Source organism: Dyella sp. SYSU CM1112 (genome assembly GCF_058216415.1).
In genome coordinates, this window is record NZ_JBZEGI010000005.1 from 1 (window position 1) to 25996 (window position 25996).

The window sequence follows — 25996 nt, forward strand, 5'->3', positions numbered from 1 at the left end:
GTAGGTGCTGGTTTCTTCGATTGGGGACTGCCCGGCGATGTCGTTGTAACGCTTCACATCTGTTGGGTTGGCGTAGCTGTCGTAGGCCAGCGCTTGCCATGTGTAGTTTTGGCCGTCTTGGGTAATTGTGCGAACGCTTAGCGGTGACAGTTCCTCTGTTTGGGTGTAATTGTCTCGGTCTTCCAAAAGGTCCGTGCCGTAAGCAGTAGGCCACGGACCACCCGTGGGATTGGCGTAGCTGTTGACTTCTGAGCGCATCAAGGTACCGCCTGCAGCACCGCTGTAGTGATCCGTGCGTAGTAGCAGTCCCTCTGTAGCATCGAAGCGGTTGCTGAAGGTGTAGCGAGTATCGTTACCGTTAGGATCGGTGACATCCGTGTAGACCGTGCTGGCGCACGTGCCGCTAGTAGCGCATGCGTCATCGCTAAAGCTAATGTTTATCGGCGAGTAGCTATAGCTCCATGTCTGCGTAGGCAGCCCCGCACCTGAGATCACTTCACTTGTTAGCGCAAAAGTCGAGGTCCAAGGCGGATACATGTAGTAGGGCACCGTACTGTTTGACGACGCACTGCCAAAACATTGCTGGGGCACGTAAGAACGCCCGGTTGTCTTCTGATAAAAGGTGAACGTCGCACTCAGTCCAGATGGCGCTGTCATGGTGCCCGTATAGGCTATTCCTCCAATGGCAGCTCCTGAAGGCACCTCCTTTTGCCCGCAAATGTATTGCGACGTATTGATCTGAGCCCCTTCGATATCGATTTGGTAAGACCACGCGCTTCCATCGGGTAACTGCACACCCGTTAAGTCGGGTAACGTCGCTGACGACGTGTTGTAGCTATAGGTCCAGGTACGCGATGCGACATTCGTCGCCTTGGCCGTAATCGTTTGGATGAGGGGCGTCCCGGATACGTAGGTAACATCCACCTCACGCCCATCGTTGGCGGTAATGCTGGAGAGATAGCCTGTGCTGGAATCGTAGTTGTAAGTCAGCGTATTGCCGAAGCGATCCTGGATCTGTGTGACGTACATAAATGCATCATGCCGCTCCAGAGGATCACCAAACGCGGCAATATAGTTCGCCGGGCGATAGATCAGGTGAGCGAAGGTATAGCGCGTCCCATCAGGAGCAACGGCAAGAAACCCTTCTCCGCCGTCACTCGCTGTAACGCCGCACCCGATCATCCAGTTGTTCTTGGTAACAATCGGAAAACTCAATCCGCTAATGGTTGGCGACAGCGAATTTGCGCTAACGCGTGGCATCAGGAGCTGCTCACCCTGGCCGGGCACAAGCAGTTTGTATCCATACCAATATTCGTCCGCAAACCACGCAGTATCGCCAGCGTAGGTGGGAGTTATGCCCGGCGGCGGTTTGAAGTTCGTGCACCGCTGCGTGGTGCCTTGCGTTGCTAAAGGAAAGCCTCCGGTCTGCCAGAGGTTCGCATCCGATACGATGGTTTCTATGCGAGGGATATCCAGATCCCAATTGGCGAAAGGACGTTGCGGACCGGTAGTCGGCTCGATCTTCCACTCCCAGAATTGCATCGTTCGCCCAACCGTGATCGTCGGGCCATTACCACGCAAGCTCACGTCGGTAACGTCAAATGAGACGGAACCGTCGTAAAGGTTGATGTTCTCACCGAACGGATGCTCACCCAGAGGCTCGATGTTTTGATCGACCTGGATCAGCTTCTGGTATTCCTGGTCCGGAGTCACCGAAGCAGTCTGGGCGCGACACAAACCGGCCACCACGAACAACGCCGCTACCCACAGGCAGCTCCCTTGCCAACGTGCATGCATCGAATTGTCCCCTTGAGCCCGCGCATTGCGCGCAGGTACAGCTCAATCAGTAACGTAAAACCACATGCGCCGTCAATAGACAAATTATTGCGATCCACCAGCGACGGCAAGCGTCACAACTATTTTCGCAGGGGACATTGAGCACCAGCTTCAAATCGGCACATCGCTTTTAGCAATCGATTTGCTCAATACAAAAACATTTCGGACCAGCAGCGGCGTGATTTACTTTTGCGACGCAACATATTTTTCATTTTATTGTATTAAATCAATAATTTATGTACGACGAAGAAAAATTTGGATCGAGACAAATTTTTCGTTTACAGTCGTGGCTCGACCAAGCTCACCGCCGGTGCACCTGGTCTGCCGCGGTTGAGTGCGTTTTGCACATGATCGGGATCCATTTCCCGAACGCTTGTCGCTGACGCTTTCAGCTCCATACGACGACAAGAAAATTCGGGGAGAAACTCCATGGTGTCACGTCGACGATTCCTGCAAGGGTTGGGAGCGTTTGCAGTGCTTGGCGGTCCCTTGCCCGCGCTGGCGCGGCTGTCCGATAGCGCTGGCGCCAAGGCCGGTTCCTCGGCAATGACGAAGGGCGGCAGCGCAAGCGGCGTGTCGCGCTACGTGGACGTGTTCGTGGGTACGGGTGGCCATGGCCATACCTATCCGGGTGCATCGATGCCGTATGGCATGGTGCAGTTGAGCCCCGATACCAACGATGCCGGTTGGGATGCCTCATCGGGCTATCACCAGGCCGATGGTTCGATCATGGGCTTTTCTCATACGCATCTCAGCGGTACCGGTGCGGCAGACATGCTGGATGTGCTGGTGATGCCAGCCCAGGGGCCGGTACTGCTACAGCCGGGCGATCGCGGACTGCCGGAAGTGAACTATCGTTCGCGCTTTGACGGTGCGGCAGGTCCCGGCCCGCATCTCACGACGCACAATGTCGCGCATCCGGGCAAAGGCTATCGCTCGCGTTTCAACTCGGAGCATGCGCGCCCCGGTTACTACAGCGTGCATTTGACCGATCACGATATCCGCGCCGAACTCACGTCGACGCTGCGCGCGGGTTTGCATCGCTATACGTTCCACGGCCAGGGCAGCGGGCATTTGGTAGTCGATCTGGCGCACGGTTTCCATGACGACTACAAAGTGCCTTGCAAGGTGACCGATGCAGAGCTGCGCCTGGTAGGGAAAGACACACTGGTTGGCGGACGGCGCGTGCACCAGTGGGCAAACGGCCGCTACCTCTATTTCGCGATGAAGGTATCGCGTCCGTTTTCGCAAGCCACACTGTATTCCGAAGATGTGGCGGTACCTACCGGTACCAGCGACATCAAAGGTACGCACTTGAAGGCGGTGCTGCATATCGATGACGTGGCGCACGAGCCGGTGCTGGTGAAGGTGGGTATTTCGGCCGTGGATATCGACGGCGCGCTACGCAACCTGGAAGAGGAAATCCCCGCCTGGGACTTCGAGCATGTGCAGCAGGCGGCGGCGGATGCATGGGAGCGCGAACTCAGCCGCATCCAGATCGAATCGTCGTCGGAACGCATTTTGAAGTCGTTCTACAGCTCGCTGTACCACACGATGCTGGCGCCGACTTTGTTCAGTGACGCGGACGGCCGTTATCGCGGCATGGACCTGGCGGTGCATCAACTGCCGCAAGGCCAGCACAACTACAGCACGTATTCCTTATGGGATACCTATCGCGCACTGCATCCGCTGCTTACCCTGTTCCAGCCCGATCGCGTGCCGGACCTCGTGAACGGCCTGGTGCGCATGGCGGAGGAAAGCCCGGACGGCCCACCGGTATGGCCGCTGCAAGGGGTAGAAACCGGCTGCATGATCGGTTACCACTCGGCGGTCGTGCTGGCCGAAGCGCAAGCGAAAGGCTTTACCGGCATCGACTATGCGCGTGCGTGGCCGATCTATCGCAAACGCGCCATGGTTGACGACTATCGCGGCCTGCCCTACTACCGCAAGCTCGGCTACATCCCCAGCGACAAGGAAGGCGAGGCGGTCAGCAAAACCTTGGAGTACTCGTATGACGATTGGGCGGTGTCGCACATGGCCGATGCGGCGGGCGACAAGCAACTTGCCGACGCCTTGCGTCAGCGCTCGCGCAACTATCGGCATGTGTTCGACACGAAGATGAACTTCGTACGCCCGCGCGGCATCAACGGCGAGTGGCTGGAACCGTTCGATCCACGCGGCATGGGCCATTCGAAGGAATGGCGCGATTTCACGGAATCCAATTCCTGGCAGGCCACCTTCCTCAACCAGCACGATCTGTACGCTTACATGAGCCTGTTCGGCGGCTCGCAGGTGTTCGAGCGCAAGCTGGATGCACTGTTCACCACCGACTCGCGGCTGCCGCCGGATGCACCGCCGGATATCGCCGGCATGGTCGGCCAGTACGCGCATGGCAACGAGCCCAGCCATCACGTGGCCTATCTCTATGCCTATACCGGTGCTCACCATAAGACGCAAGCGCGCGTGCGCATGCTGATGGATACGATGTATCCGCCGGAGCCGGATGGCTTGGCGGGTAACGAAGACTGCGGCCAGATGAGTGCGTGGTTCATCATGAGTGCGCTGGGCTTGTATGCGGTTGATCCGGTGAGCACGCATTACGTGTTCGGCAGCCCGTTGCTGGATCGCGCTGAAGTGGCGCTGGGCGGCGATCGCAAACTTGTCATACGCACCGTCAATAATGGTCCGGACAAGCCTTATATCCAGTCGGTGAAGTGGAATGGCAAGCCATGGACGCGCAGCTGGATCAGCCATGCCGACCTGGTTGCCGGCGGCACGCTGGAGTTCCATATGTCCGACACGCCGAACCTGCAATTCGGCGCCAAGTTGGAAGATCGTCCACCCTCGTTCGGCGCGCCCGCGAGCGACAAGGTGGCTATCGACGCAAGCTGATTTCGTCGATGCGATGTGACAGGGCCACGCCCGATGCGATTCGCGGTCGCATCGGGCATTTTCTTTTGTGGGCTCGCCGGCACGGGCGTTGCGACTATCACGTCCGATCATTGGGATGTCCAAATTGTCGGTGCAGGCCATTTGCTTGACCCGGCAGGCCATTGACGTGCATCGGCCTTCTTTTGCGAGAACCAAATAGGACACGACGGGCACTAAGTCTCGCACCGCAGTGGGGCGGTGCATGGGTGACATGACCCCAGCATGTCACTTCGGGTCGCCTATTACCCTCCAAGAAGGTACGACCCTTTGAAGCCCCGGCAACCTGTCCCCGGCTGCCGGGGCTTCATTTCCAGGCATCACGAAGCTCACTTTATTGAAATGAGGTGGAGTCGTCATCGTGCACACTACGCGCGCAATCCCACTCCAACTTTTCTCTTGCATGCGGAAAAGTAAGTGTCGTATGCCTGGCTGGAAACTGATCACTCATTCCTACGTGTCGCAAGAAACACGCACAACGGCGTACGAAAAAACTGTGTCGGCTATGTAGTTGTCGATGCAGGCCAACAATTTGTGATCTGGGGCCAAACGCGCTTTACAAAGCGCCGCGCGTCATACAGCACGGTAATGTGAAAAAAACATTCGCGCTTGCTCGAAGTGTTTTTCCACAGCGACCTCACGTTGGGCTTGGCCCGGCGCGGTCCTTTATTGCTCATTGTTGGGGAGGAGTTCCATGCAACGTCGTATTCATAACAACAATCTTCGCGGTAAGAAGATGGCCTTGGCGATCACGCTCGCCTTGGGCATAGGTAGCAGCGCCGTGTTCGCGCAAAGTACCGCTGGCTCGATCTATGGCACTGCCGATCCGGGTGCGCGTGTATCCGTCACGAACGAAGGTAATGGTTCGACGCGCACGGCAACCGTGGGCAGCGATGGCCGCTATCAGTTCAATGCACTGCTGCCTGGCTCGTATCAGGTCAATCTGGTGGAAAACGGTAAATCCAGCAGCCAGGAAGTGACGGTACTGGCCGGCCAGGGCGCTAACGTCAATCTTGCCAATACTGCGAGCACCTCGGCCAAGAACCTGAGCACGATAAGCGTTACGGCCAATTCGATGCCGTCGATCGATGTGTCTTCGGTGCAGACCAACACCGTGGTCACCGCCGCGCAAATGAAATCGCTGCCGATCGCCAAGAATGTCACCGCCGTGGCCCTGCTCACGCCCGGTGCCGTGAAGGGCGATTCCGCCTTCGGCAATCTCGCCTCGTTCGGTGGTGCGTCGGTAGCGGAGAATGCGTATTACGTAAATGGATTCAACGTCACCAACCAATTCGACTCGCTGAGTTTCTCGCAGGTGCCGTTTGAGGCGATCGACCAGGAGTCGATTCAGGACGGTGGCTACGGTGCCGAGTACGGCAACGCTACCGGTGGCGTGGTATCGGTGCAGACCAAGCGCGGTACCAACGAATGGAAAGGCGGTGTGGATGTCACCTGGAACCCCGCCGAAACCATGGCAAGCGAGCCGAATGTCTACTTGAACAACGGCAATCCATCCTACGTCGCCAGCGGCAACAAGAACGCGGGCATCGGCAATAGCAGCAGCTGGAATCCGATCGACTTTACCTCGCGCTGGAATGCATGGATCGGCGGCCCGCTGATCAAGGACAAATTATTTGTCTTCGCCTTGGTAAGCCAGACGAAAACCGAGTCCGATTATTACGGCTATGTCGACCAGGCCGGTGGCGGTGGTTATCAACAGCAAACGGAAAAGGACCCCTACTGGCTATTGAAGCTGGACTGGAACATCAACGACAGCAACATCCTCGAATACACGGGCTTCAACGATACCCGTCACTACAACACTGCCGTTTACTATTCCGGCTATACCGCCAGCAACACGCCGTATCACTACGATTACCAGGGCACCGTCGATACCAAGGCCGGTGGCCAGAACAATGTCCTGAAATACACCAGCTATATCACGGACGATCTCACGCTCACCGCGCAGTACGGACAAAACCGGAATAGCCGCTATCAAACAGCGGTGGCCGCCGATGGCACGGTGGAGTCGTACGACAACCTGATCACCAGTCAGGCGGCCGGCTGTCCGCAGATCAGCGACAATCGCAATCCGGTCCTGGCAGGCACGCTTTCGCCCTACGCGCATTGCAGCTTTGTACCGGGTGGCTTTCTTACCGGTGCCCCCAGCAAGGACTCGCGCAAATCATTCCGCCTTGATCTGGAATACAAGCTCGGTGATCACGACATCACCGCCGGCTGGTCGCGCGACGTGACCACGTCGTTCTACGGTCAGGCTTACGAAGGCGGCTCGTTGTGGAACTACGAGCCTTATACCGCCACCTCCAACGGCAATCCCGACGAGAACTACGTCCAGCAGATCATTTTCAATACCGGCGCCGAGGTAAGCACCACCCAGCGCGCGGCGTATCTGCAGGACAATTGGCATATCACCGACGACTTCCTGGCACGCATCGGCGTGCGCAATGACCAGTTCAACAACAAGAATGGTTATGGGGAGACGTATGTCAGGCAGGATCACAATCTGCAGCCGCGCCTCGGCTTTTCCTGGGACGTGCATGGCGATTCGTCACTGAAGATCTATGGCAGCGCCGGTGATTATTCCCTGCCGATCGATGCCGGCGTGGCCGTGCGCGGTGCCGCCGCATCCGTCTACAGCGTGCAGAACTTCAGCTATACCGGCGTGAACGCGGAGACGGGTGCGCCCACCGGCCTGACCGCCCTTTCGCCGGTGTATTACGCCAATGGCGAGAGCGGTGTCGCGCCGAGCGCCGAATCGTACGCCGTGCAGGACCTGAAGCCGTTCAAGCAGCGCGAATTCATCCTGGGTGCGCAACAGCAGCTGGATGATTGGACGCTGGGCATCAAGGGCATCTATCGGCATGTGCTGACGGGCCTGGATGACGAATGCGATTTTCGTCCCATCGCTGCTTACGCGGATTCGGTATATGGCTTCGATTACTCGACCACATCGTTGTCACCGGCACTCAACAACGGTGGCGCAGTGGCTTCCACGCTCAATGGCTGCTTTATCAACAACCCCGGCAATGGCGCCACGCTTTACCTCCCGCTCGATCCGAACAATCCCAGCAGGCTCTACAAGGTGGTGTTGAGTGGATCGCAGATCGGCGAACCCAGCTACAAGCGCAACTACTACGCGCTGGAGCTTACCGCCGCGCGCAACTTCGACAACACGTATTACTTGAATGTGTCGTACACCTTTGCCCGGTCCTACGGCAACACGGAAGGCCTGGTGGATTCGAACATTGGCCAGGCCGACACCGGCACGTCGGAGTTGTTCGACTATCCCGAGTTGATGTACGGCAACAACGGCGATCAGACCAACGATCATCGACACACCATCAAAGCTTATGGTGCCTGGCGTATCAATGATCAGTGGCAAGTAGGGGCAAACTTCATCATCCAGACCGGTCGGCCGGAAAACTGCTATGGCGATGCGCCGATCGACGCAACGATCCAGGGCTACGGCGTAAGCGGCGGCTCGCCGTATCTTTACTGCTACATCGATGGCGTGGGCGAGTACGTATCACGCGGATCGGCGGGCACTACGCCAACGATGTGGCAACTGGATCTGAGTGGTTCGTATCACCCGAACTGGCTGAAAGGGCTGACTCTACGCGCGACCGTGTTCAACGTGTTCAACAAGCACGCGGCCCTCACTGTCAACGAAGACCAGAATGCCAACCAGGGCGCCACCCTTTACACCGACACCACCTATTTGAACGCCACCTCCTACCAGACCCCGCGCTATTTGCAGCTGAGTGCCGAATACGATTTTTAAGTGATGCAAGCCAGCTCGGCCTTTTCTCTCATCGAAAAGGCCGGCTGATTGTTTGAATCCATCGCCTGCCATCGATAAGCAACCGTTTTTTGTATCCATCGCGGTTGGATGACTGCGGATGAATCAAGCAAGATTCCACAGCAACGAGGCCGCTGGATGCGGCCTTCTTTTTTAACTGGCCCCGTATATCTGCTCTGTTGTTTTTATAACTTGGGTATTGGAAGGCGTGAGCGCCTTCCCTGTTTACCTGGAAACCGATGCCACCCGTAGACGGGGGCTTTCCATCCATCGGAATTTGCGAGAACCAGCGTTGGCAGATTGCCGAATGCTCACGTACCCGTCGACAACAAGCGTGCGCGGTACTGGCTGGGCGATTCGCCGGTCCAGCGGCGGAAGGCGCGTGTGAGGTTGGCGGGATCGGCATAGCCCATACGTGCGGCAATTTCATCCATCCGCAGGACGGGATTGAGTACATCGCGCAACGCGGCATCCTTGCGCGCTTCGTCGACCAACCCGCGATAGTTCAAGCCAAGGCGATGCAGTTTGCGCTTGAGGGTTCGACTGGACATGCATAGCAGCTTGGAAGCCTCCTCAATACCCGGATAACCGCTGCTTTCGTGACGTTGCAGCAAATCCATCACACGCAATACCAGATCATCCGAACGCCGCAAACGGGCGCGTTCACGTTCGCATTGAGCGATGATGTGACGCCATGTCGACGCATTGGCATTGGGGAGGGGCCAGTCCAATTCAGCGCAAGGAATGCGTAGCTGGCACAGGCCTGTGTCAAAACGCGTGAGCGCCACACGTTTGCGGTAGCGTGCGTGGTAGATCGGCTCCACTCCGGGATGCCAGATTTCCATTCCGGGCAACAGGCGCTGCGCAAGCTGTTCGCATAAGCGCGTGGTCATGGTCAGCAAGCGATCGACGGCGCATTGGCGCATCGGGGCGCGTTGCGCTAGGTCGTGCAGTCGCAATTCCGCGAAGCCGTCACGCTCGCTGAGACGGAGATTGAATGTGTTGGTGCGCAAATCCAGGAAATTCGACCACAGTTGCAGCGCTTCGCGCAGCGTTGCACAACTCATCAGGCCGTAGCCAAGCAGACCATGCCACGTAAACGTGCTGTGCAAGCCAATCTGGTAGCCGATACCCGGATCGTTGGTAAGGCGTACGGCTTGAGCCAGCAGTAAGGCGTCCTGATGCGTGGTAAGCCGGCCGTTGTCTACAAGCTGCTCCACGCGTATGCCGGTGCCGGCAAGCACTCGTTCGCGTGCATGACCCTGCTGCTCAAGCAGGTGAAGCAAGGCCAGGGCGTATTCCACATGAACATCGTCTTTGTACAACTTATGCATGCTGCTACCCCATGAGATGACGGGTTTTTGTCGCTGCAGGCGCGTACGCGGCATGAACCCACACGCCGTAGGTATCGAGCTGATGGGCAAGCCGGCGCGCGTAACCGGCGACCACCAGCTGATCGGCGGTCTTGCGCCCGCACTGTTCGATCGGCGCGTGGAGATACCAGTCGATGGCCTGTTCCAGATCACGTACCTGCGCTTGCGCGGCATCGAGCACGCCCAGCAGCTCATCGACAAATTGCGGCCACGGCACCTTCACGCCACGCTTTATCCAGCGCATGCACAGCGCTTTCTCGGTCATCCCGAGCCACGCGGCGAGGCGGATACACGAAATGGTGCCGGTATCGGGGTGGGATATCTCGGCCAGAAAGTACACAAACTCACTGGCGGCTTTGCTCTTGCTGGAGACCATGCACGCTGTTCCCGCCGGCACTCGTTGCTGTGCCGCGCAGGCTCACCATGGGCGATAACTGTGCAGCAAATTTGGAGATTTCGTGGAATCGTCAAGGCGTGCTTGAAACTGCGCCGGTAACCGGCGCTAATGGTCGACGGGACCCCACATACCCTTCATGCATGCGCCCTGGGCTTACTGCCAAACTCTTTCTGGCCATCCTCGCCGTGGCTGTTTTTGCCGTGCTGGCGATGGGTATCGCTGCGCGCGTGAGTTTTGATCGCGGCTTCCTGGGCTACCTCTCCCAACAGGAAACGGAGCGGATGGAAAGCGTGGCCGCGACGTTGGCGACGGCTTATCGCGAGCACGGCAGCTGGGATTTCCTGCGCGACAATCCCCGCGCCTGGTTTCGCTTGATGCGGCCCGGCCACTTTGCTGGCGCGCCGCCGCCTGGGGACTTCGACGCTCCCTTTGACCAGCCGCCGCCACATGATAGGAGACAGCCGCCGTTTGAGCGCGGAAACGAGGCGATGCCGCCCGGCCCGCATGGACCGCCGTCCGACGGTGGCGACGGCCAGCCATTCTCCATGGCTGACCTTACCGGAGCCAATTTCCGGTTCGCCCTGCTGGATGCACAGGGCCAGTTGCTGTTCGGCAATCCCGGCACCGTCAACGGCGCGCATTCTCTGAAGCGCACCATTACCGTCGGTGGCCGCGCCGTTGGAACGCTGATGATGTTGCCGTTGCGCGATGTGACCGCTGCGGGCGACGTGCGCTTTCAGAGCGGTCAGTATCGTGCGACCTGGACGATCGGCATTGTGGCGTTGTTGCTGGCAGCCTTGCTGGCGATCTGGTTGGCGCGAACGCTGTTAGTGCCGGTGCATCGCATCGCCAAGGCTACCCATGCACTGGCGAAAGGCGATTACGGCTCGCGCGTGGAAACACACACGCACGACGAGTTGGGCCAGCTCGCACGTGATTTCAATCATCTGGCGACGGTACTGGAGAGCAACGAACGCACACGCAAGCAATTCGTGGCAGACATCTCGCATGAGCTGCGGACACCGCTGGCGATCATTCGCGGTGAACTCGAAGCGCTGGAAGATGGCGTACGACATTTCGATGCGGATGCCATCAAGTCGCTGCACGCGGAGGTGGGCGTGCTCAGCAAGTTGATCGACGATCTTTACCAGCTGTCTCTGGCCGATGTCGGTGCCATGGTGTATCGCAAGGAAGATATGGATTTGCGCAAGTTGCTCCAGGACACGGTCGAGCTGTTTCACGAGCGGCTTCGCAAAGTTGATGTCTTGCTGGAATTGAAACTTCCGGCTGCGCCTGTGATCGTTGCGGCGGACAAGGACCGCCTGCACCAGCTGTTCTCGAACCTGATTGAAAACAGTGCGCGCTACACGCACGCGGGCGGTGTATTGCGTATCGCCTGTCGTAGCGACACACGGAACGCCATCGTCGATGTGATGGATTCGTCGCCGGGTGTCGATACAGCCCATCTGCCTCGCCTGTTCGATCGTTTTTTCCGCGGCGAGGCATCACGCAATCGTGCGAGCGGCGGGGCCGGACTGGGCCTTGCGGTTTGCCGCGCCATCGTCGAGGCTCACGGTGGTTCGATGACGGCGCAACCTTCGCCACTCGGCGGACTGTGGCTGAGCATCCACTTGCCTACCGGGAAGACATGACATGGATGCATCGTCGCCGCCTGCACGTGCGTATATCCTCATCGTCGAAGACGAGCCCAAACTCGCGGCCTTGGTGGGTGATTATCTGCGCGCGGCCGGCTATGACTCGGACTGGATCGCCGATGGCCGCGATGCCATACCCGCCATAAAGACCCGCCCACCCGATCTGGTGCTGCTCGATCTGATGCTGCCCGGCCGCGACGGCCTGGATATTTGCCGAGAGTTGCGCAGTTTCAGCGACGTGCCTATCGTCATGCTCACCGCGCGTGTGGAAGAAATCGACCGTTTACTGGGTCTGGAACTCGGTGCAGACGATTACATCTGCAAGCCGTTCAGCCCTCGCGAAATGGTGGCGCGGGTCAAGGCCATTTTGCGGCGAGCGCGTGGTGCCGGCGAACAGGCCGCGATGGTGTTGCGCATCGACGAAGCGACGCATAGCGCGACTTTTCATGGCATCGCACTGGAATTGACGCCGGTGGAATTCCGACTGCTCAACATCCTGGCGACTCATCCGGGGCGGGTGTTCTCGCGTGACCGGCTGCTCGACAGTCTCTATCTGGATCATCGCGTGGTAACCGATCGCACGGTGGACAGCCACATCAAGAATCTTCGCCGCAAGCTCGAACAGGCGGCACCGGGACGCGAACCGATCCGCTCGATCTATGGAGTAGGCTACAAACTGGACATCGAATGATGCGGGCGCGGCAACGCCGCTGATCGCGAGGTGGACAGCATGCGTAGCGACGTTCTGATCGTAGGTGCCGGCCCAACCGGCCTGGTGCTTGCGCTATGGCTGACCAAGCTCGGCGTGAACGTGCATATCATCGATAAAACCGCCATGCCGGGCACGACCTCGCGTGCGCTTGCCGTACAAGCCCGAACGCTGGAGCTTTATCGTCAACTCGATCTCGCCGATACGGTGGTGGCGAACGGTCACCAGGTGCCTGCCGTCAATCTTTGGGTGAAAGGCGAGCGTGCTACGCAGGTAACGTTCGCCGCCATGGGAGCGGGTCTCACTCCGTATCCGTTCCTGCTGATTTTTCCGCAAGACCAACACGAGCACCTGTTGATCGAGCGGCTGGCGCAGCTGGGAGTATCTGTGCAGCGTGAAACCGAGCTTGTCGATCTCATCGAACAGGAAGGAGACGTCGTCGCACGATTACGCAGTGCCGACGGTACCGAGCAAACCTGGATGGCCCGCTACGTTGCGGGTTGCGATGGCGCACGTTCACGGGTCCGCGAGGCACTCGACATTGGCTTTCCAGGCGGTACCTACAAGCAAGTGTTCTACGTGGCGGACGTGAGCGCCACGGGTCCGGCAATGAACGGCGAATTGCATATCGACCTGGACGAAGCGGATTTTCTGGCGGTCTTTCCGCTTGCCGGGCCGGGCCGTGCGCGCCTGGTCGGCACGGTACGCGACGAACGCGCCGAGCATGCCGAAACCCTTCGCTTCGACGACGTGCAAGAACGCGCCATCGCGCATCTCAAGGTGGCGGTGACTCAGGTGCATTGGTTCTCGACTTATCACGTGCATCACCGGGTTACCGAGCACTTCCGCAAAGGCCGCGTTTTTCTGCTGGGCGATGCGGCGCATATCCATAGTCCTGCCGGAGGCCAAGGCATGAATACCGGCATCGGCGATGCCGTCAATCTGGCCTGGAAGCTCGCCGCCGTCGTGTCCGGACAAGCATCCGCGAGCCTGCTCGACAGCTATGAAACCGAACGCATCGACTTCGCACGCAGGCTCGTGGCCACCACGGATCGCGTTTTCACATTCGCCACGGCGGAAGGACACGTCGCCAACGTGCTACGGACGCGCCTGGCACCTCTTTTGATGCCCAGGTTGATGCATGTTGAAAGTCTGCGCGAATGGCTGTTTCGCACCGTTTCGCAACTCGCTCTGGATTATCGGGACAGTTCGCTGAGTGAAGGTTTGGCGGGGCAGGTATATGGCGGCGATCGCTTGCCCTGGGTGGCTACCGGGAGCCATGACAACTTTGCCAGCCTTGCGTCGACCGTCTGGCAGGTGCACGTCTACGGCGCGGCAAATGCGGCCTTGCGTGCATGGTGCACTCGCCACACGCTGCCGCTGCACATTTTTCCCTGGTCCCTTGAATACGAAACAGCCGGCTTGGCGCGCCATGCGCTGTACCTGATTCGTCCGGATACCTATGTTGCGCTAGCGCACACTTCGGGTATGCCGGAGGTTCTGGATGGCTATTTCACTTCGCGAGGCATTAAGCTGTGTTCAGCGAGTTAAATGCCCTTGCCGCAGGGGAGACGATGAATCCCGAAGAGTCCATGCATACCAAGCAGTCTGCAGCGGCCCATACGCCGCGCGATCGCGAGGATGCACGCGGCACCTATGCGAAGGTAGCCGTTGCCGCCGCTGCGATAGGTGGTTGGGCGATTGGGATGTATGCAGGAGTCGATCTGTTAGTGCCGCTGCTTGCCACCGCCGCTGTATGGCTGCTCGGCAAGAAGCTGTTCCCGGAACGGCAGGCGGTCCTCCCCAGTTTCAGCGTCCAGGCCGGGCATCTGGCCTGGTTCATCGTCGGGATGCTGATCACCCGGCAGTTTCTTGGGCTCGGGTTGATCGATGTCGCCTGGTATGCGGTGGGGCTCGCTTGGTTGTGGACCCGGTCAAGCAAGGCATCGCTTTGCTTTTTGGGCGTGTATCAGCTGTTGTCCTTGCCCTACAACCTGTTTGTGTTTTCACAGTCCGAACTCGGTAGTGCAACCAACAAAGCGCTACTCGTGCACATCGTCTGGCGTTGCCTCGCCTTGTTCTACATGGCCCGCCTGTATTACCAGACCAACAAACAGGCGGCGCACGCGGATGAAGAAAACAGGGCGTGACACGGCAGTGACCGACCGCCACACCCTGCGTCACATTGTGCGTTTATAGCAGCCCCACGATGCGGCCGACCTCGGCCAATACCCGGCTGCGGCCATCACTATCGGCCGTGGCGTTCTGGTAGTACGCAGCGACCAGGATCGGTTGGCGAGCGGGCGGCCAGATGATGGCAACGTCATTGGTTTCAGTATCGCCGCTCCCGGTTTTTTCACCCACCTGCCAATCGGCGGGTAAACCGGCTCGCAGTAGCTTTTTGCCGGTAACGGTTCCACGCAGCCAAGTGATCAGTTGCGCACGTGATGCATCGGAAAGCGCATGACCCAGTAGCAGGGTTTGTAGATTGGCCAGCATGGCACCGGGTGTAGTCGTATCGCTGACACCGTTGGGGCTGGGGCGGTTGAGGTCGGGTTCCATGTGATCCAACCGCGTCTTGGTATCGCCTAACCGTCGTGCATAGGCCGTCACACTGCGGGGACCGCCTAGATGGGCCATCAGCACATTGGCGGCTGTGTTATCGCTGAGTGTGATGGCGGCCTTGCATAGCTCGGCCAGCGTCATGCCTGGAGGACCGACGTGATGGCTGGTGATGGGTGCGTAGTCGAGCAAATCGCTGTGATGGACGACAAAGCGGCGATCCAGCTGCACCGTTCCATGATCCACGCGGTCGAGCACCGATGCCGCGAGGAGCAACTTGAAGGTGCTGCACAGAAGGAACCGTTCGTCGGCGCGATAGGCAATGCGTCGTCCGCTGTGGGTGTCCAGGATGGCGACGCCAAGCCGTCCGCCATGTTGGTGCTCCAGTGCCGCGATATCAGCGGCGTCGGCGCGCCCTTTGACGCCTGCAGCCAGCAGCGACGATGGACGAAGAGCGACGGCCGCTGAAGCAAGCAATGTATTTTTCAAAAAGATTCGACGATCCATGAGGTACCTCGTGCGAAAGAGCGCATCGTGCGCGAGCACGCCAGCGTAGTGGCGAAGACAGACCGTCAACGGCGCCTGTTCGGGCGAAACGGGGGCAAGCTTCGCCGGCAATCCCATTCTTTTCGGTATTGGTCTGCCTGATGCCACCCGAATTGGCTCTTGAGCCGCGATGCCAAAATGGCATCAATGGTCCGGGCATCCACGCAGGAGGATCGGCATGCGGACTTCGGATATGGCGCGGGTATTGTTTGCACTGGCCTTTGTGGCGCTAGGTGTGCTCTGTCTCTTCTCAGGAGATTTCGCCTCGGTATGGCAGCCTGTTCCCGAACACGTCCCCGGACGTATTTACCTGGCCATGCTGTCCGGCTGCGTCATGGTGCTGACGGGAGCGGGGCTGCTCAGCAAGCGCACGTGGGTGCCGGCTTCATTCATCGCAATGATGTACACCTCGATCTGGCTGCTGGCATTGCACGTTCCGCGCGTCATCGCCGGTCCGCTGCATGAGATCAACTGGGGCGGTTGCGCCGAAATCGCGATCCTGGTGGCAGGCAGCTGGGTGCTCTATGCAAAGGCGGCGAGTTCGAACACCACACGCCATATCCCCATCCTCACCGGCCCGCGCGCAGTGCACGCGGCGTGCCCGTTATTTGCCGTGTCGTTACCGTTGATCGGTCTGGAACACATCATCTATGAGCGAGCTACGGCCGACATGGTGCCATCCTGGTTTCCGAACCCCATGGCATGGGCTTATCTGACAGGCGCGGCACACATCGCAGCAGGGTTTGCGATCATGCTCGGCGTGCTTCCACGGCTGGCTGCCGCCCTGGAAACATGGATGATGGGAATTTTCACCGTATGCGTCTGGATACCTGCCGTGATCCATACCCCGGCGCAGCGCTTTGCCTGGACAGGCCTGATCATTTCCACCTTCATTACGGCCGCAGCGTGGGTGGTAAGCGCTTCCTACCATGACGTTCCGTGGCTTTCGGTATCACGGGTGAGACAGCGCAGGGCCGACCCGCTCATGCACTGAAACGGCAGGGCGCCAAATCCGGCGCCCTGCCGTTCATAGGCTCAGCCACACACTTTTCAGGTATTACGCCCGGTTTCGAACAGGAACCACACACGCCGTTCCGCTTCATCGATCCAGTTTTCCAGCAAACTTGCCGTCGCCACGTCGTTGTATTCGTCGCAGAGATCATGCGTCTTGCGCATGAAATCGGCGAGGCGGCCATTGTCTTCGCGCAGCTCGGCGAGCATGTCGGCCGGCGTGACAAAATCGGCGTCGTTATCGGACAAGCGCTGGTGGCGCGAAATATCCCCGATGGAGCGCAGCGTCGTGCCGCCGAGCTTGCGTACGCGTTCCGCCACGGGATCGGTGGTCTCGTAGATCTCGGTGGACTGCTCATCCAGCAGCAGGTGATAGTCGCGGAAATGCGGTCCGGACATATGCCAGTGGAAGTTCTTGGTCTTCACATAAAGCGCGAAGATATCCGCCAGCAAAGTATTGAGCTCAGCGGATATGTCGCGCCGCGCGTTTTCGCCGAGTGGACTCGGGGTTTTCAGCGGTGCCTTGCGCAGTTGCTTAGCCTTGTCGGCTTTATCGGCCTTGCTTGTTTTAGCCATGGCGGTTTTTCTCCTGCGAGTGTGGGTAATGGATCGACATCGTGGCGGACGTCGGCAGCCTGGGAAACATAGGCCACCCTATCATTGCAGACAACTGTGACTTGCGTACTTACCTCGCTAGAGAACCGCTCTTGAAGGCGCAAACGATTCCTTTGCGCGTTAATCGCGAAAGGACGCCAGCTTGCACGAAATCCTAACCTGCCTGATCGGCCGGATACCCAGCTCTTAATGAAAGCTCGCTCAGGCACGGCGGCATCAGCGTGAAGTTCCCTGCGCATCACCGCGCTTCACCTCTTGATGGTCATGCGGAACGTGTCGCTGCGCGTCGCTTTTGCACGCACACGTAGGGTTTCTTCACAAATCTAAACGAGCATTTCCCCTCAGCTTTTCGCGGTATTTATCGCCGATAGGGCCGCTCTGAAGCCGTGGCACGCTCCTTGCCTGATCCCTCCGCATATGCCGCGCGCATGGATGTGCAGTTTCAACCTCCCCATGCACGCGCCGATGATACGAATAACCTTCGTTTGGAGGCTGGAAATCCATGTCGACAAGCATACATACCAGCTCGCGCTAACCCAGCTGTGCTGATGGCTTGAGCAAAGCTTTTCAGCGACGCGTCATTCGCATGGCATAGGGTTCGGAGATATCGGGAGTAGGGATCTCACGATGCATTTGAACGTCGAGACACTATCGCTCATCAATGGTGGCCAGGCGCTCGTGCTGGCGCTGATGCTGTGGTTCGGCACCGGTAGCGGAAGTGACCACGCACTCAAGGGTTTGCGTTGGCGTGCCGTGGCCTTGCTGCTGGAGGCTGGCGGCGACTTCGTATTGGCCTTCGACTTCAAGCTCTCCCAGCTTGCTCTCCTGTTGTGGGGCAATACGCTCAATCTTTCGGCGCAGGCCCTGACCATCGTGGCTTTGCGCATGCTGCTTGGTCGGCCGCTGCGCTGGCGGGAGGCGCTGTTGCTGGGGTTTGCCGGCTGGATCGGCGTCACCTACTTGAGCGTGGTTCATCCTGATTATCAGCTGCGTGTGCTGTGGGGCTCTCTCATTCTCACGGCGAACGCCATGCTCAATATCGCTGCGCTGTGGAGCGGCTTTCGCAAACCGGATACACGTGCACAAGGCTTGCTGTTGCTGGCCTATGTGCTGGCCATTGCACTGCTGGTTTGGCGCAATGTCTCGCTATGGACGCTCGCGACACCGCTGCAAGGCATCGATACGCCTTCGGCGGTCAACGTGATCTATGTATTGCTGTTTGGCCTGCAGCCATTATTGGCAAGCGTGGGTTTCCTTCTGCTTTACAACGAAATTCTTCAGCACGAGTTGCATGAGCTAGCGCGCATTGATCCGCTGACCGGCGTTACCAATCGTCTCGGCTTGCAGGAAGCGTCCCAGACGCTGCTTGCCCAAGCCCGCATCAAGCGAGAGTCCATCGGCGTCCTGCTGATCGATGCAGATCACTTCAAAAGTATCAACGACCGCTTTGGACACGACGATGGCGATCGCGTGCTGCTGGAGCTGGTAGCCAGTATCCGGCGGATGTTGCGCGTGGGAGATCTGGTTGGGCGCGTCGGCGGGGAGGAATTTCTGGTGTTATCCCCAGCCGTCAAAGAAGCCGATCTGTTGGCGCTGGCCGAGCGCATCCGCGGTGCGGTGGAACGAACACCGTTCTCCGTCGCAGGCCAGTCTTACGCGCTTACCGTATCTATCGGGGCGGCAATTGCCCGCGCCGACGAACCAGACATGATGGCCGCACGCCGACGGGCTGACGCCGCGCTTTACGAAGCAAAGCGGGCCGGACGCAACTGCGTGATGATTTCGGCATCCTGATCAGGCGGGTCACTTTGCCGGCGCCTCGGCGGGACGCAAAGTGTTGCGGGTCCGCCCGATCCGGCAGTGTCAACAGCAAAACGCCTTATCCGTTCTTCGCGTGACGGTCTTCACGATGCCTTGTAAATGAAAGGGCAGGATAGGCTCCGCTTCGTCTTCGCAAGCTACACTGAAATCCAAGGATGTCGAACCTTATGGGATTGCAACCCGCGACAAGGCGTCACCGCATATGAGCCTGTTATACGACCTGTCTGCCAATGCGGTGCGCCGGCTCTACGACGCGCGCATCAATACGCCTCCCGTGCTGGAGTCGGCTCTGTATTTTCCGGACGCCGCCAAGTTCGTCGATGCGTGGCCATCGCTCCGCGAGGAAGCGCTTGGTGTTGCGGCCCGCATGCAAGCCATTCCGCGCTTCCATGAAGTGATGCCGGCACAAACACCGATTTCCGCCAATGATGGCAAAGACTGGCGCGTATTCATCCTGAAGGTGTATGGGACCCTTATCGACAAGAACATGGCCGAATGCCCGAAGCTTGCATCGATCATCGCCTCATCCCCCGATGTGGTGTCGGCTACGCTGTCCTTTCTCGCGCCACGCAAACATATCCCGCGTCACCGCGGGCCTTTTCGCGGCGTATTGCGCTTCCAGCTGGGTCTTTCTGTACCTGTCGACGTAAACGGGCAGCCGGCAGCCGTGCTATCGCTGAACGATCAGGAACATCGCATCGGCAATGGCGAATATTTACTGTGGGACGATACCTACCTTCATGAAGTCTGGAATCATAGCGATGAGATGCGTATCGCATTGCTACTGGACGTGCGCCGGCGCCATATGCCTATGGACATGCATTTGCTGTCGCGCGCCCTGATTGCGTCGGTGGGTATGGTGGCGCGCCTGCGCGGTATCGACTGAGAGATCGCCTTCTGCCCACCAAGCGCTACTCCGACTCCGGCGTAGTCTGCTCGACCCATCCCCCGCATACCCTGCTCCGCGAGGCGAAGTCCACGTTGTGATGGCATAGCCAGCGGATTTTCCTGTACCTCAGCTGGACCCTGCTACTGCTAACCCTTTCGTTTTCGGTGCCATCGCCGATATAACCTGCGTCGCCGCTGTTCCGGGCGCAGGGTAAAGCGGATCAGTCATTTCTCAGCTCATTCCGGCCATCATCGGCTCGATGCTGGTCGTGCGTTGTCAACGCCGACGCCGATTGATGCCGCACGGTAGCAAACCATTGCGACCCCGCGTGGCCACATCGATCAGCTGCATCGCCTGATGCCCAATGCCGATACACCCGGCACGCCGCAGGACGAGGTTATTCATCATTTGCGCGCACGAGTAGATCGCGATTTCTTCGGGCGTACCTTGTCGCAGATCGACACCCTCGTAGCACGCTCCGGCTTCGATTACATGATGCGTGCGGCGGCCTTTACCAGCCAGGTCATGCCGGATCTGAAAGGACTGGAACAGTTGGAGGACTTGTTCATGCAAAGCGCCATGAATCAAGTATCCCATGTCCAGCACGAAGACCGCACGAGCTTGCTGCTGATTGGTGCGTGCCTGCTGGCATTCTTTTGTTTTCTGCTCATCGCACTACGTGTGGCCGAACGTGTAGTTGTTCACCCCCTATTGCTTGCACGCAAGGAGATCATCGGTGTCGCGAAAGGCGGTGCCGCCATCATCACATGGCTCGATTTGCTCAATGCGGCGGATGGCGACTTGTATCGCGCCAAGGCGCAAGGACGAAACCAGTTGCTGGCAGCACCTGAATGTGCCAGCGGGCTGGCACATCGCTTCCATGCAAACGCGACTTCTTCAGGCGCGATGTAATAAAGATTTTGTGATAACGGAATAAGTGATTCGGTATCGCCGACACCGTTGTAAATCAGATGAAACACCTAAATCGGCAAAGGCACTGGACGTTGTCGCCGGTGAAGCGCACTATCCACCGCCCCGACATTTAGATCGGGGCAAGTGCAGACGTTTTTCAGCAATGTCTTATTTCCTTCCACGCGAGTGAAAGGAAGGGACATGTCGACCAAGTCGTTACGACCATGGCCTGCGTGGCTCCGTCGGGCCCACACGCGATCGGACGGCTTTCTTGTCACCTTTCCTAGAGAGGTACCTACGACGAATGCAAGGAATCGCCGCCATATCCATCACAGGGGGACTCGCTTCTTTCATCTAAGCCTTTCGGGAGAATAGACGTGAAGACCGAGCATGTGATGAAAGGGTTGTCGATCGCCGCCGCAGTGGCTATGTGGCCATCGATGACTCTCGCTTTCGCTTCAAACGCTGCGCTCACCGGCATTAATACCGCCGAAGCGCCTCGCGTGACCCAGGTTGTGGATAATCGCGTGGTGTCCACGCTCGGCAATACGCATCTGGGATTCCTTAGCCATGCCACGTCCGCCGGAGCTGTGGACGACGCCATGCCCATGAACCATATGCAATTAATCCTTCAAGCCAGTGCAATGCGCGCATCGGCATTGGATTCGCTGATCGCCGCCCAGCACGATCCATCATCCGCAAAGTTCCACCAGTGGCTTACCCCTCAAGAATTCGGCTCCACTTTCGGCGTTGCCGATGCGGATATCGCCGCTGTGAAATCCTGGCTGATGTCGCAGGGGTTCACCGTCAACGGCGTGTATCCCAACAAGATGCAGATTGACTTCAGCGGCACCGCCGGATTAGTGCGTCAGGCGTTTCATACGCAAGAGACCCGTTACATCGTCAACCACGAGACGCACATCGCCAACGCGAGCGACATCAGTGTTCCTACGGCACTGCGCGACGTGGTGGTGGGCGTGGCCGGCCTGACCGACTTCCGGCCGCAACCTTTGCATGTAACGCCGCAAGTAGCGCAGTTCGACCACAGCAAGAACAGTTTCCAGATCAAGCAGACGAACACCGTCACTCCAGGCCATCCGGCGGTGAATTTTACAGGCGGCGTACGCGGCTTCGTGCCGTACGACATGCAGACGATTTACAACGCAAGCAGCCTGTATCCCAGTGGCATTACCGGCAAAGGCATCACTATCGCGGTGGTGGAGGATCTAGGCATGGATCCTTCCGATTGGCCCAATTTCGTTAGCCAGTTTGGTCTTGGCGGTTACGGAGGAACCTTCCAGCAGTTCCAGCCACAGCTGACACCGTCCACAGGCAATTGTACTGATCCGGGTGGTACGGACCCGTATAGCGAGAGCATTGAAACCGTGCTCGATTCGGAATATGCAACAGCCATCGCACCGGGCGCCACGATCTGGGTAGCTACCTGCGATGATTCCGATTCGACCAACTTCTTCGGTGGTGTGTTCACGGCTGCGGATAATCTGATCAACAATACCGATCCAGCCGGACGGCCTAATGTGATCAGCGCAAGCTACGGCTACGGTGAAGGTTTTACTGACGCCGCCAGCAAGACGGCCATCGATCTGATGTGGGCGCAGGCCGACGCGGAAGGTATTTCCGTGTTTGTATCCAGTGGCGACTCCGGCTCCAACCCGAGCTTCAATGGCAGCATCATTAATGGAGTCGGCATAGATGCCAATTCGTTCGCCACTTCGCCGAACGATACGGCCGTAGGCGGTACGGATACAGCGGATGTGCTGGACGGCACCACCAAGAAGTACTTCTCGAGCACGCTCAACGCCGTGTACGGCTCGGCGAAATCGTATGTGCCGGAGCTCACGTGGAATCAGTCATGCGGCAACACGGTGGCAGCCGAGAAATTGGCGGGCGTGTCGGCCTTGCAGTTTTGCAAGAACGCGCTGATCTATGATCCCTACGGCTATTACGTGACATCCGAAAGCGGTAGCGGTGGTCCTTCGTCGGTCGATGCCAAACCCTCGTGGCAACGCATCGTGCATGGTGCGGCCAAGGATCAGTCGCGCGATTTGCCAGATGTCTCATTGTTTGGCGGCTCGTATGGCGGGTATTCGTGGGTGATCCTGTGCACCGGTTATTACCCTTGCACCGCCAACTTCGCGTCGCCGGTGGAGCTGGTGGGTGGTACATCCTTATCGTCACCCATGTTCGCGGGGATCCAGGCGTTGATTGACCAGGGTTTGTCCAACGCCGGCCTGTCCGCAGACCAAGGCAACGCCGCACCAACCTTGTACGAACTGGCCAGGAATGAATACGGCGGTGCCAGCGGTAAAGCACCTTCTACGCTTACCCAGTGCAGTTCCGATAACGGCACCAGCGGTACGGGCAAGTGCGTGTTCTACAACATCACGAGCGGCGGCAATTCCACGCAATGCATCCAGATACAGGAATTGGCGCAAACCACGCCCGATTGCTACTTCTATGGAACGATCCAGAACTTCGAACAGTTCTATGGACCGACCCAGGTGGGCCTGACTGCCACCAGTTCCAGCAAGTACAACAGCAACACCGCAGCCTATGCGGCGCAAGCTGGCTGGAGTTTCGCCAACGGCCTTGGCTCCGTGAACGTCAATAACCTGTTCAAGGCATGGAAGACCTTCGTAAAAGCACCGTAGCCAACGGACGCGAACCGTGCATGACCCTCACCCTCTTCCCTTCGGGGGAGAGGGCGAGGCACTGAAAGTCAACGCGCTACCTGGTTGTCTTGAAGTTCATCTGCAACGAAAGTGCGTCAGGCCGGATAATCGAGTTTCGGATACCAGTCCGTACCGCGGCCTTCAGGTGTCATGTCAAACACGGTCCAGATCGGCATCGGGTCGGGCGCACCACGGGGATCCTGTCCGGGATCGGCCGTTTCGAAGCCCATTTCACCGCTCCAGAAATGACGGATCGTTCCGTCGCGACGCGTGAAGACGTTGAACGCCGGCATGTCGCTGTCGTTCTCGCCGATGGCCTGATAGTCACGGCTGAAATGGCTGTTGAGATCGGAATACAGTTTCAAATGCCGCCACCCGCGCTCGCGTTTGAAAGCGAGGAGGCGCTCGATAGGCGATCGCGCGACAACGGCCAGCGCAATGCGTTGTTCCATGTCGCGCGCCTCGCCTTCCCATGCACCGAGTAACGAGGTGCACATAGGGCATGGCCGTTCGCGCTGGGGGCCGAACATGTAGCTGTAGATCACCAATGTCTGTTTGTCGCCGAACAAACCCGCAAAATCGCTAAGGCCATTTTCGCCCTGAAAGCGGTAATCGCCCCGCACCTCTCCACCGGGTGGAAGCGCGCGCCGCATTTCGGCGACGCGTTCGATATGCCGGCGCAGTTCAATTTCTTCGCGCAGCAATTCATTGCGAGCGCGACGGTACTCCACGCTTTCATTCGGCATGCTGGTGGCATTGCGTTTGACGAGCTCGGCGGCTGGGATAAGGGGCTGGGTCATGATCGCGCTCCTTCGATAGATGGGAATGGAGGAAGGCTTATTTGATACAACGACGAATGGAGAGTCTCGAAATCGACAGGCGCAGCGAGGGAGAAGCGGCTATGGCAGGTCAGCAGGCGATAGGTCAAAGATGGCCTGGTTTCAAGCATTTATCTGCTCCGCAGAGTAGCGCCAGAGATACAGACCGGCGCCATGGCATCGTCCGGGCTTGCTAACCGATACAATTTCGATATATCTTTTTATGGCGAATTTCGATATATCGGAGTTATATCATGCACAAGCATTTCTTGTTCCATCGGTTCATGCACCGCCGTTACGGCTGGCACGAGGCCGGCGGTGGTTTTGACGATGATGCTTATTACGAATTCCATGGGCGTCGCGGCCGTCACGGTCCGTTCGGCCATCAGGACGGGGATGTTTTCAGCGAATGGGACGGTTTGCAGGGTGGCGGCCGGCGTGGCGGCGGACGCCTGCTCGGGCATGGCGACCTGAAGCTGCTGCTGCTGGCGCTGATCGAACAGCAGCCGCGCCATGGCTACGAGCTGATCCGGACGATCGAAGAGATGTTCCACGGCCATTACTCACCCAGCCCTGGCGCGGTATATCCGACGCTCACGATGCTGGAAGAACTTGGCCATGCTTCGGTGGCGAATGAGCAAGGCGGGCGCAAACTCTACGCCATCACCGACGAAGGGCGCGCCTTTCTCGAAGCCAACCGCGCGGCGGTGGACGCCATGACGGAACGCACGCGCCATAGCGCGCGCCTGATCGCCAAGCTCTCCTTACCCATGGCGGTACGCAAGGCGATGCATGCGCTCAAGCATGCGGTGCTGATGCGCGGTGCAGAGTGGAACAAGGCGGAAGCCCAGCGCATCGCGGCGATTCTCGAGCGCGCTGCCACCGAGATTGCCACGGGTCGCAAGGATGGAGACTGAGATAGACAACGTATTGGCCGCCTGGCAGCAACGTTGCCAGGCGCAAGGCCTGTCGCTAACTGCATCACGCCGTGCCATTCTCCGCGCGCTGATGGAACAGCACGAAGCGCGCGACGTCGTACCGCTGTTACAGGCAGCGCAGCTACATCATGCACAAACAAGCATCGGCACGCTCTACCGTTTCCTGCGCGAACTGGAACAACGCGGATTGGTAGATGCCTATGCTCAGCCGCATGGACGCATGCACTGGCAATTACGAGAGTTCGAACCCTTTCCTGCTGCGTTTCCGGCACCCGACGTGCGTCGCATCCTGAGGCAAGCGCAGGAGTTTTTGCGGAGGCTGGCATGCACCGGCCTTGCGGAGCCGGTGTCATCGCATGGCGCACAACAGGATTGCGATGACAAACGTACTCTTGCCGTGCTGCACGACATGGCCTCGCAGTTCGGCTACCGACTGCTTCCCGAGGGGCGCGATATGTATCGCGCTTCATGAC

Annotated in this window: 18 protein-coding genes and 1 pseudogene; 13 read left to right on the forward strand and 6 right to left on the reverse strand. The window is 58.6% G+C overall.

What is annotated here, in order from left to right; translation table 11 throughout:
* Positions 1–1797, reverse strand: a pseudogene (locus tag AC4HNJ_RS08900) (hypothetical protein); the annotation flags it as partial.
* 468 nt (positions 1798–2265) lie between these two features.
* Here AC4HNJ_RS08900 and AC4HNJ_RS08905 point away from each other — a divergent pair.
* Positions 2266–4728: a GH92 family glycosyl hydrolase gene (locus tag AC4HNJ_RS08905; protein ID WP_490479208.1), complete on the forward strand. Its 2463-nt coding sequence runs from the start codon at positions 2266–2268 to the stop codon at positions 4726–4728.
* A 730-nt stretch (positions 4729–5458) separates the two neighbouring features.
* Positions 5459–8566, forward strand: coding sequence for an outer membrane beta-barrel protein (locus AC4HNJ_RS08910; protein WP_490479209.1), 3108 nt, complete (start codon positions 5459–5461; stop codon positions 8564–8566).
* A gap of 329 nt (positions 8567–8895) precedes the next feature.
* Here AC4HNJ_RS08910 and AC4HNJ_RS08915 read toward each other — a convergent pair whose 3' ends face one another.
* Positions 8896–9918, reverse strand: a complete 1023-nt coding sequence (locus tag AC4HNJ_RS08915; RefSeq protein ID WP_490479210.1) for an AraC family transcriptional regulator — start codon at positions 9916–9918, stop codon at positions 8896–8898.
* A 4-nt stretch (positions 9919–9922) separates the two neighbouring features.
* Positions 9923–10333, reverse strand: a complete 411-nt coding sequence (locus AC4HNJ_RS08920; RefSeq protein WP_490479211.1) for a hypothetical protein — start codon at positions 10331–10333, stop codon at positions 9923–9925.
* Between the two features lie 161 nt (positions 10334–10494).
* Here AC4HNJ_RS08920 and baeS point away from each other — a divergent pair, with 161 nt between their 5' ends.
* Genes baeS through AC4HNJ_RS08940 form a run of 4 tightly spaced genes read left to right on the forward strand, consistent with a single transcriptional unit; the run spans position 10495 to position 14868 of the window.
* The gene (baeS, locus tag AC4HNJ_RS08925; protein WP_490479212.1) at positions 10495–12006 is read left to right on the forward strand and encodes a sensor histidine kinase efflux regulator BaeS; all 1512 of its coding nucleotides are present in this window, start codon (positions 10495–10497) and stop codon (positions 12004–12006) included.
* Between the two features lies 1 nt (position 12007).
* Positions 12008–12700, forward strand: a complete 693-nt coding sequence (locus tag AC4HNJ_RS08930) for a response regulator (protein WP_490479213.1) — start codon at positions 12008–12010, stop codon at positions 12698–12700.
* A gap of 39 nt (positions 12701–12739) precedes the next feature.
* Positions 12740–14269, forward strand: coding sequence for an FAD-dependent monooxygenase (locus AC4HNJ_RS08935; RefSeq protein WP_490479214.1), 1530 nt, complete (start codon positions 12740–12742; stop codon positions 14267–14269).
* 23 nt (positions 14270–14292) lie between these two features.
* Positions 14293–14868, forward strand: a complete 576-nt coding sequence (locus AC4HNJ_RS08940) for a hypothetical protein (RefSeq protein ID WP_490479215.1) — start codon at positions 14293–14295, stop codon at positions 14866–14868.
* Between the two features lie 43 nt (positions 14869–14911).
* On the opposite strand, the gene bla is transcribed toward AC4HNJ_RS08940, so the two are convergent.
* On the reverse strand, positions 14912–15787 hold the full coding sequence (gene bla, locus AC4HNJ_RS08945) for a class A beta-lactamase (RefSeq protein WP_490479216.1): 876 nt from the start codon (positions 15785–15787) through the stop codon (positions 14912–14914).
* 217 nt (positions 15788–16004) lie between these two features.
* Between bla and AC4HNJ_RS08950 the strand changes: the two genes are divergently transcribed.
* Positions 16005–16820, forward strand: a complete 816-nt coding sequence (locus AC4HNJ_RS08950; protein ID WP_490479217.1) for a DoxX family membrane protein — start codon at positions 16005–16007, stop codon at positions 16818–16820.
* Positions 16821–16876: 56 nt separating this feature from the next.
* On the opposite strand, the gene AC4HNJ_RS08955 is transcribed toward AC4HNJ_RS08950, so the two are convergent.
* On the reverse strand, positions 16877–17413 hold the full coding sequence (locus tag AC4HNJ_RS08955; protein WP_490479218.1) for a Dps family protein: 537 nt from the start codon (positions 17411–17413) through the stop codon (positions 16877–16879).
* Positions 17414–18079: 666 nt separating this feature from the next.
* On the opposite strand from AC4HNJ_RS08955, the gene AC4HNJ_RS08960 reads away from it, so the two are divergent.
* The 4 genes from AC4HNJ_RS08960 to AC4HNJ_RS08975 all read left to right on the forward strand — a co-directional run bounded on the left by AC4HNJ_RS08960 (position 18080) and on the right by AC4HNJ_RS08975 (position 23746).
* Positions 18080–19246, forward strand: a complete 1167-nt coding sequence (locus tag AC4HNJ_RS08960; protein WP_490479219.1) for a GGDEF domain-containing protein — start codon at positions 18080–18082, stop codon at positions 19244–19246.
* A gap of 229 nt (positions 19247–19475) precedes the next feature.
* Complete coding sequence (locus AC4HNJ_RS08965; protein WP_490479220.1) at positions 19476–20159, forward strand: aspartyl/asparaginyl beta-hydroxylase domain-containing protein; 684 nt, start codon at positions 19476–19478, stop codon at positions 20157–20159.
* Between the two features lie 360 nt (positions 20160–20519).
* A complete protein-coding gene (locus AC4HNJ_RS08970; protein ID WP_490479221.1) occupies positions 20520–21074 on the forward strand; it encodes a nucleotidyl cyclase domain-containing protein in 555 nt (184 codons plus the stop codon).
* Positions 21075–21451: 377 nt separating this feature from the next.
* Positions 21452–23746: a S53 family peptidase gene (locus tag AC4HNJ_RS08975; protein WP_490479222.1), complete on the forward strand. Its 2295-nt coding sequence runs from the start codon at positions 21452–21454 to the stop codon at positions 23744–23746.
* A gap of 116 nt (positions 23747–23862) precedes the next feature.
* On the opposite strand, the gene AC4HNJ_RS08980 is transcribed toward AC4HNJ_RS08975, so the two are convergent.
* Complete coding sequence (locus AC4HNJ_RS08980) at positions 23863–24567, reverse strand: DUF899 family protein (RefSeq protein WP_490479223.1); 705 nt, start codon at positions 24565–24567, stop codon at positions 23863–23865.
* A gap of 272 nt (positions 24568–24839) precedes the next feature.
* Between AC4HNJ_RS08980 and AC4HNJ_RS08985 the strand changes: the two genes are divergently transcribed.
* Together AC4HNJ_RS08985 and AC4HNJ_RS08990 are read left to right on the forward strand one after the other, a co-directional pair.
* On the forward strand, positions 24840–25502 hold the full coding sequence (locus AC4HNJ_RS08985) for a PadR family transcriptional regulator (protein ID WP_490479224.1): 663 nt from the start codon (positions 24840–24842) through the stop codon (positions 25500–25502).
* Positions 25492–25995 (forward strand): transcriptional repressor, encoded by a 504-nt coding sequence (locus tag AC4HNJ_RS08990; RefSeq protein ID WP_490479225.1) that lies wholly within the window; start codon positions 25492–25494, stop codon positions 25993–25995. Before AC4HNJ_RS08985 ends, AC4HNJ_RS08990 begins: the two co-directional genes overlap by 11 nt.
* The last annotated feature ends 1 nt before the right edge of the window (position 25996 follow it).